The organism is Sulfurimonas sp. (assembly GCF_014859695.1).
Classification (GTDB): domain Bacteria; phylum Campylobacterota; class Campylobacteria; order Campylobacterales; family Sulfurimonadaceae; genus Sulfurimonas.
In genome coordinates this window covers 1-1,969 of record NZ_JACUTS010000162.1, presented here as the reverse complement: position 1 = coordinate 1,969, position 1,969 = coordinate 1, and the positions used below count along the sequence as shown (strand labels likewise).

4 protein-coding genes are annotated in these 1,969 nt (G+C 37.2%); all 4 read left to right on the top strand.

The window, feature by feature from the left end; all coding sequences use genetic code 11:
* Positions 1–65 precede the first annotated feature (65 nt).
* Positions 66–680, top strand: a complete 615-nt coding sequence (gene plsY / locus IBX42_RS12285; RefSeq protein ID WP_294933221.1) for a glycerol-3-phosphate 1-O-acyltransferase PlsY — start codon at positions 66–68, stop codon at positions 678–680.
* Positions 677–1,006, top strand: coding sequence for a dihydroneopterin aldolase (locus tag IBX42_RS12280; RefSeq protein WP_294933220.1), 330 nt, complete (start codon positions 677–679; stop codon positions 1,004–1,006). The genes plsY and IBX42_RS12280 overlap by 4 nt, the downstream gene beginning before the upstream one ends.
* Positions 1,007–1,108: 102 nt before the next feature.
* Positions 1,109–1,783, top strand: a complete 675-nt coding sequence (gene hsrA, locus IBX42_RS12275) for a homeostatic response regulator transcription factor HsrA (RefSeq protein WP_294933219.1) — start codon at positions 1,109–1,111, stop codon at positions 1,781–1,783.
* Positions 1,784–1,786: 3 nt separating this feature from the next.
* Positions 1,787–1,969, top strand: a 183-nt coding sequence (locus IBX42_RS12270; protein ID WP_294933218.1) for a hypothetical protein, incomplete at its 3' end; no start/stop codon positions are given.

Sequence of the window (1,969 nt, the reverse complement as noted above, 5' to 3'; positions counted from 1 at the left end):
ATATAAATTTATATGCTTGTAATCATAGATAAAGTAAAATGGTGTAAATTTTTACAAGGTTTCCAATGGATTTTTTATTTAACACAAACGCTCAATTTTTTATAGCTGCTTATCTTATAGGCGGCATCCCTTTTGGTCTGCTTTTGGCGAAGAAATTTGCAGGCGTAGATGTAAAAACAAGTGGTTCGGGCAGTATCGGTGCTACAAACGTTTTGCGAGTCGTAAAAGAGAGCAATCCTGCTTTAGCAAAGAAACTTGGAGCCGCAACGCTAGCACTCGATGCTATAAAAGGTGTTTTAGTACTTCTTGTTGCCTACTTTGCAGGGGTCAGTGAAGCTACACTCTGGGGCATAGCTGTTTTGGCAGTTATGGGTCACTGCTTCTCTCCATATCTTGGTTTTGAGGGTGGAAAAGGGGTTGCTACGGGCATGGGAGTCATGATATTTATGCTTCCGTACGAGACCATCATAGCTCTTGTTGTCTGGGCGCTTGGTGCAAAATTTATACGCATATCCTCTCTCTCTTCACTTACTGCACTCGGAGCATTGATAGTTGCTAGTTTTATAATCCATCCCGACATGACGCACGCACCTGTTTTAATTATAGGATTTATACTTTTTTACAAACATATTCCAAATATTATCCGTCTATTTAAGGGCGAAGAAAAAAGAGTGGTATGACAATCCATATTGAAGATCTAAAATTTCAATCTATCATCGGAATTTTAGATTTTGAGAGAGTAAAACCTCAAGATGTCATCGTAAATGCAAGCATTGAGTATGACGATACAAACGGCTTTATAAACTATGCAGATATTGTTCAAATCATAAAAGAAACAGTGACAAAAAGTGAGTTTTTACTCATCGAAGATGCTTTAAAAGAGATAAATTTAAAGTTAATTAAAGAATACAAAGCCATAAAAAGCACCTATTTAAAGATAACAAAACCATCGATTTTACCCGACTGCAAGGTGAGTGTAAGCGATTATCGCAAATCCCAATCTTAATTATAAGTTAAAGTTTTATTAAAAAAAAATTAAAAACTACTTTAAATTAACCTAAAATTATGATATCATTCCGCCAAAATATTCACTAATAGGACAAAATTTATGCGCATTCTAATTATAGAAGATGAAGTCACATTAAACAAAATGCTTGCAGAGGGATTAAAGGAATTTGGTTACCAAAGCGATGTTGTTGAGACTCTTAAAGATGGAGAATACTATCTAGATATTCGTAATTACGACCTAGTTTTGATGGACTGGATGCTTCCTGATGGAAACAGCGTTGACATCATCGGCGATATCAAAACAAACACTCCAAAGACTGTTGTAGTAGTTTTATCTGCAAGAGATGACAATGAGAGTGAAATCGAAGCTCTAAGAAGCGGTGCTGATGACTACATCAGAAAGCCTTTTGATTTTGATGTTCTAGTTGCTCGCATAGAAGCTCGTCTACGTTTTGGAGGCAGCAATATTATCGAGATTGAAGACCTAATCATCAATCCTGAAGAGGAAAAGATTACGTACAAAGAAGTAGACATAGAGCTAAAAGGCAAGCCTTTTGAAGTTCTTACTCACTTAGCACGTCACCGTGATCAAATCGTCTCTAAAGAGCAGCTACTTGATGCTATCTGGGAAGAGCCTGAACTCGTTACTCCAAACGTAATTGAAGTTGCCATCAACCAAATTAGACAGAAGATGGACAAGCCTTTGGGTATTACAACTATAGAGACTGTTCGTCGTCGTGGTTACCGTTTCTGCTTTCCAAAAGAGATAAACTAACTGATGTTACACACTAAAACGAACGCGTCCGTTTTAGTGGCAGGGACAGATGTCCCTACAACCCTCTTACCATGGAGTATGCCATTGGTTAGCATACCTAAAAGCTACGAAAAACTTTGTTTTTCGAGAATTAGACAGTTTGTCTTAAAACGTAAAAAGAGGGTTCTCTTTTTACGACAATCAAAC

Bases quoted from the DNA above. Each gene is read 5' to 3' on its own strand.
- plsY (WP_294933221.1), top strand. From the start codon at position 66: ATGGATTTTTTATTTAACACAAACGCTCAATTTTTTATAGCTGCTTAT.
- IBX42_RS12280 (WP_294933220.1), top strand. From the start codon at position 677: ATGACAATCCATATTGAAGATCTAAAATTTCAATCTATCATCGGAATT.
- hsrA (WP_294933219.1), top strand. From the start codon at position 1,109: ATGCGCATTCTAATTATAGAAGATGAAGTCACATTAAACAAAATGCTT.